Below are 5868 nucleotides of genomic sequence, written 5' to 3'. Positions count from 1 at the left end.
GCTCACGGGTGCGTGAGGCTCAGTCCCACGCTTGGGGCGCAGGAGCCGTGGGGCTCAGTCCCTCGCTTGGGGCGCAGGGGTCTGCGGGGCTCAGAGCCCCGCGGCTCACCGGTGGCGGCGGATCATCGTGACGACCCGGTAGTCGAACTCCTGCCAGCTGGCGATCGGCGAGCCCGCCCGCAGCGCGGCAGCGAACTCCTCGAGCTCGGCGAACCGTGATTCGAGCGGCAGCTCGAGGTCGACCTCGGCGACGATGAGACCCGTCGGATCCGTGTGGACGACGTCGAGGCCGACGGCCCGCGGATCGAGTTCGGAGTTCATGACGATCTGCAGGCGACCCGGCGTGGGGGCGGGGATCTCCGGGGCCGCCTCGGCGTATCCCTGCTGTTCGCGCAGCTCCCGCTGGGCGGTGACGAGGAACTCCGCGTACGCCCCGATCCCGATGACCGGCAGGCGCGAGGTCAGCGCGTCGGTGGCGACCTTGACGAGCCGCGACCTGGCCTTCCGGGTCAGCGGCGTGACGTCGCCGCCGGACATCGCGACCCCGTCGAAGCCGACGAGGGACTGCTCCTCATCGTTCTCGTTCGGGTTGAGGATCGTCATGTCGAGCCCGAACCGGTCGTACCACGGCCGGGTCACGCGGGCGCTGTCCTCGTCCCACCACGAGTAGAAGAGGAACGGCACGTTGATGCCGGCCTCTGAGTAGAAGAACGGGGGCCGGCGCTCACCGGCGGTGACGGCGAACGGCACGTCGTTGCCGGCGACCGGGGCCGGGCAGGTTGCGAACGCGGAGAACGCGAACGGGTAGTTGACCGCACGGTTGAAGTCGACGACGAGCGACCCGTCGGCGTTGGGAATGCCGAGGTCAAGGGTCCGCCACGCCGCCGTCGACCGCCCGTTCGTCTCATCGTGGAAGTCGAGCTGGAGTCCCGTCGCCGGGCACCCCGAGGCCACGAGCGACACCTCCCCGGCGGGCGTGGTAAAGGTGACGGTGCCGACGAGCATCGTCTCGAGCGTGAGGTTCTCCTGCGCCGAGGCGACCGGCCGGATCTCGGGTTCGTCGAAGGGGGTGAAGCGGGCGAGGAAGACGAAGTCCCGGTTCGGATCGAAGACGGGGACCTCGACGAACTTCGCGAGCAGCGGCGACTTCGAGTCGCGGATGCGCACACCGAGGCGACCGCCGCGTTCGATGAGCTCATAGAGGACATGGCCGACAGTGAACCAGTCGAGCGACCCGCCGGTCGGCAGCTTCGCGCTGAACCCGTTGTCCTCGACCCTGACCTGGGGAGACTCCGGCAGCGGAATGTCATCGGCGCCGAGGCGGACGGCCGTGCGCGTCGACCCGGACTCCCATTCCGCGTCGGTGCCTGAACGGGGATCGGTGCCTGCCTCGGGCCTGGTGCCGGGGCCGGTGTCGGTGAGGTCGTGGGAGGTGGGAGCCGCCTCGGTGGGGGCACTGAGCAGATCGAAGGTCGCGGCCGCAGGGCCGGCCTTCGTGCCGGGATCGAGCGCGAGGGTGACCCAGCCGTCGTCGTCGACGGTGAACGTTCCCGGCGCTCCCGGCCACGTCGACTCCTCGTCGAGCCAGTGGAGCCCGACGACGCTGAGCCACCCGAAGGGCGTCGCCAACGAGGAGTTCCGCGAGTCCCGCCACGTATTCCACTCGGCCACGAATTGGTTCACGTCGAACACTCCTCGCATTCTCACTCGTCGTTGCACGCTCGTCCGCGCCGGCCGTCGACGTTCGGCGACCGCCGGCCCGCCCGGTTCGGACGACCGCTGACCGTCCATGTCGGACGACCGCCGGCCCGCCCGGTGCGGGAGACCGCTGACCATCCACGTCGGACGACCGCTGATCGTCCGCTTCGGGCGACCGCTGGCGCTTCGGCCCCTGTGGTCGAAGCTACCCCAAAGGATAGGCTGTTCAGATGAGCACTCCATCCACGGATCAGACAGCAAACGCGCAGGTCGCAGCCGACCTCTCCGCTTTCGTCACGGCCTCTCCCAGCTCCTATCATGCCACTGCCGCAGCGGCCGAGCGCTTCGACGCCGCCGGGTTCACCCGACTCGACGAACGTCAGCCGTGGACCCTTGAGGTCGGCCACGGGTACTACGTCATCCGCGACGGCGCGATCATCGCCTGGATGGCCCCGACAGGGCGGATTGACGCAGCGGAAGCCGATTCGACCGCGAACGGGTCGACCGCCTCGGCGGTGCCCCCGTTCCGGGTCTTCGGCTCCCACACCGATTCGCCGGCGTTCAAACTCAAGCCCGGTGACGAGTTCGTCGCCGAAGGCGTGCGCCAGTTCGGTGTCGAGATCTACGGCGGGCCGCTGCTCAACTCGTGGCTCGATCGGGAGCTCGCCCTCGCCGGGCGCCTCAGCCTCGCCGACGGCAGCGTCGTCCTCGCGCACACGCCGGCGATCGCACGCATCCCGCAGCTCGCGATCCATCTCGACCGGCAGGTCAACGAGGGCCTCACCCTCGACAAGCAGCGGCACACGACCCCGATCGTCGGTCTCGCCGACCTCGCCGAGGCCGATGTCCTCGAGATCCTCGCCGCCTCCGCCGGCGTCGACCCCGAACTCATCGTCGGCCACGACGTCTACACGATCCCCGCGCAGGAGCCCGCGCTCTTCGGCGCCGCGGACGAGTTCTTCGCCTCCCCGAGACTCGACAACCTCCTCTCCGTCCACGCCGGGGTGACCGCGATGACGTCCCTCGACGCCGAGGCGCTCGATGCGGTGGCCCTGTTCGCCGGGTTCGACCATGAGGAGGTGGGGTCGAACTCGCGCTCGGGCGCGAGCGGGCCGTTCCTCTCCGACGTCACCGAGCGGATCGTCGCCGCCCTCTTCCCCGAGGCGAACCGCAGTGACTACCTCGCCGCACTGGCCGCCTCGGTGTGCGTGTCCTCCGACGCCGGACACGCCGCCCACCCGAACTACCCCGAACGCCACGATCCGCACGTGCGTCCGCGCCTGGGTGCGGGGCCCCTGCTCAAACTCAACGCCCAGCAGCGGTATGCCACCGATGCCGTCGGCACGGCGACGTGGGCCCGCGCCTGTGCAGCCGCCGGGGTCGAGTACCAGGACTTCGTCTCGAACAACTCGGTGCCGTGCGGGTCGACGATCGGACCGCTGACGGCCACCCGCATGGGCATGACGACGGTCGATGTGGGACCGGCGCTCTACTCGATGCACTCGGCGCGGGAGATGTGCGCGATCAGCGACGTCGTCGCGCTCGGCGCGGTCGCGAAAACGTTCCTCCAGGGGGCGTGAGGCGCCGCGCCTGCGGGAGCCGACACAGGGGGCGAGCGCTTGCTCGTTCAACGCAGCGCCTCGTTCACCCCTGAGCCTCACTCACCCCTGAGTCTCACTCAACACGAAGCGTGAATATCGCGTCCCCAAAGACGCGATATTCACGCTCCGTGTTGAACGAGCGCCGGCAGATTCGCCGAGGCGGCGATATTCACGCTCGCCGTTGAACGAGCACCCCGAGGACGAGCACCGGCGCACGCCCGCAGACACCCCGTCAGCGAAGTCGCGGGAGTGCGTCCGCCGAGGCGCGATGCTGCACGCACGATGACGCAGCGAGCGGGGCGCGCACGCACAATGCGCGTGGAAGCAGGCCTGCAGGCACGATGCCGCAGGCGTCCAGCGTGCGCAGGAATCCGAGGCGAGCCCACTGGGGTACTTCCCCCAGGGCGCGTCCGCTGGGCACGTCCACCGAGGCACGTCGGCAGGAGCCCGTCCACCGGGGCACACCCACTGGGGCGCGTCCACTTGGGCACGCTGAAACTGAGGCACCAAATCGGGCGACCGCGCGTCCACCGTCTCGCGCAGTGAACACCTGCCGCGGGTGATTTTGTGGCGGCGCCCACACCGTGATAGTCGTTGTGTGACCCCACGGGGGCCTTCGGAAGAGGGCTGAGATCGAGCTGAGACCGCTCGAGACCGTTGAACCTGATCCGGTTGATACCGGCGGAGGAAGAGAGGATCGCAGATGACTGCGCCCACCCCAGAAACCACCCGTCCCACCGTTGCCCCGCGCCCGACGGCACCGGCCGAGAACTCCGCGAGCACCCCCGCGGGTTTCGCTCTCGAGCAGTACCCCACCCATTCCCTGGCCTGGGTCGAGGACCGTGAGCACGGCATCCGCGTGCCCGTCACCCGCATCGACCTCGACGACACGAACGGCCGCCCCAACGAGCCGGTCCACGTCTACCGCACCGTCGGGCCCGGCGCCGTCCCCGAACAGGGCCTGCCCCCGCACCGCGCGGAGTGGATCGCCGACCGCGACGACACCGAGGACTACGCGGCCCGCGGCCACCTCATCGAGGACGACGGGCGGGCAGCCGTCCGCCGCGGCGCACCCTCCCAGCAGTGGCAGGGGCCCGACCGGACGCCTCGGCGCGCGAAGCCCGGACGCACCGTCACGCAGATGCACTACGCCCGGCAGGGCATCATCACCCCCGAGATGCGCTACATCGCGATCCGCGAGCAGTGCGACGTCGAACTCGTCCGCTCCGAGGTCGCTGCCGGGCGCGCGATCATCCCCGCGAACATCAACCACCCCGAATCCGAGCCGATGATCATCGGCAAGGCGTTCCTCGTCAAGATCAACGCGAACATCGGCAACTCGGCGGTGACGAGCTCGATCGCCGAGGAGGTGCAGAAGCTCCAGTGGGCCGCGAAGTGGGGTGCCGACACCCTCATGGACCTCTCGACGGGCAACGACATCCACACCACCCGCGAGTGGATCATCCGCAACTCCCCCATCCCCATCGGCACCGTGCCGATCTACCAGGCGCTTGAGAAGGTCGACGGCGACGCCGAGGCGCTGACCTGGGAGATCTACCGCGACACCGTCATCGAACAGTGCGAGCAGGGCGTCGACTACATGACCGTCCACGCCGGTGTGCTGCTGCGCTACGTCCCGCTCACCGCCGACCGCGTGACCGGAATGGTCTCCCGCGGCGGGTCGATCATGGCCGGATGGTGCCTGGCCCACCATGAGGAGAACTTCCTCTACACGCACTTCGACGAGCTCTGTGAGATCTTCGCGGCCTACGATGTCGCGTTCTCCCTCGGCGACGGGCTGCGCCCCGGCTCGATCGCCGACGCCAACGACGCCGCCCAGTTCGCCGAACTCGACACCCTCGCCGAGCTGACGAAGCGGGCATGGGAGCACGACGTCCAGGTCATGGTCGAGGGCCCCGGCCACATTCCGCTCCATCTCGTGCGGGAGAACGTCGAGCGCCAGCAGGAGCTCTGCGACGGCGCCCCCTTCTACACCCTGGGTCCGCTCGTCACGGACATCGCGCCCGGCTACGACCACATCACCTCGGCGATCGGGGCGACGGAGATCGCCCGGTACGGCACGGCGATGCTCTGCTACGTCACCCCGAAGGAGCACCTGGGACTGCCCGACCTCGACGACGTCAAGACGGGGGTGATCACGTACAAGATCGCCGCCCACGCCGCGGACGTCGCGAAGGGCCACCCGGGGGCGACGGCCCGGGACGATGCGCTGTCGAAGGCGCGGTTCGAGTTCCGCTGGCGCGACCAGTTCGCGCTCGGCCTCGACCCGGAGACCGCCGAGTCCTTCCACGACGAGACGCTGCCGGCGGAACCGGCGAAGACCGCGCACTTCTGCTCGATGTGCGGGCCGAAGTTCTGCTCGATGCGCATCTCCCAGGACATCCGCGACACGTACGGCAGCGCCGAGGCGCAGGCCGCGATCGCCGGCATGCAGGCCAAGAGCCGGGAGTTCCTCGCCGCCGGCGGTGAGGTCTATCTGCCCGAACCGACGATCGGTCCGCGGCAGGGCTGAGGTCCGGGCAGGGCTGAGGTCCGGGCATGACTGAGG

At 69.6% G+C, this 5868-nt stretch carries 3 protein-coding genes and 1 riboswitch; of the genes, 2 read left to right on the top strand and 1 reads right to left on the bottom strand.

Features of this window, described 5'->3' with window-relative positions:
* Window positions 1-105: 105 nt before the first annotated feature.
* A complete protein-coding gene (locus tag FFS20_RS17560) occupies window positions 106-1683 on the bottom strand; it encodes a DUF1684 domain-containing protein (protein ID WP_232623820.1) in 1578 nt (525 codons plus the stop codon).
* A 245-nt stretch (window positions 1684-1928) separates the two neighbouring features.
* Here FFS20_RS17560 and FFS20_RS17555 point away from each other — a divergent pair, with 245 nt between their 5' ends.
* Entirely contained in the window at window positions 1929-3278 is a 1350-nt protein-coding gene (locus FFS20_RS17555) for a M18 family aminopeptidase (RefSeq protein ID WP_137827064.1), read from the top strand.
* 617 nt (window positions 3279-3895) lie between these two features.
* A riboswitch (TPP riboswitch) is annotated at window positions 3896-4006 on the top strand.
* Window positions 4003-5832: a phosphomethylpyrimidine synthase ThiC gene (gene thiC, locus FFS20_RS17550; protein WP_137827063.1), complete on the top strand. Its 1830-nt coding sequence runs from the start codon at window positions 4003-4005 to the stop codon at window positions 5830-5832. Its footprint overlaps the riboswitch before it by 4 nt.
* The last annotated feature ends 36 nt before the right edge of the window (window positions 5833-5868 follow it).

This window comes from Brevibacterium sp. 2SA (genome assembly GCF_005502845.1).
In the GTDB taxonomy this organism is placed as follows: domain Bacteria; phylum Actinomycetota; class Actinomycetes; order Actinomycetales; family Brevibacteriaceae; genus Brevibacterium.
Note: the sequence above shows the minus strand (reverse complement) of the source record. Positions and strands in the feature narration are given on the sequence as shown.

Coding starts and splice junctions, on each gene's coding strand:
- FFS20_RS17555 (WP_137827064.1), top strand. CDS start 1,929: ATGAGCACTCCATCCACGGATCAGACAGCAAACGCGCAGGTCGCAGCC.
- thiC (WP_137827063.1), top strand. CDS start 4,003: ATGACTGCGCCCACCCCAGAAACCACCCGTCCCACCGTTGCCCCGCGC.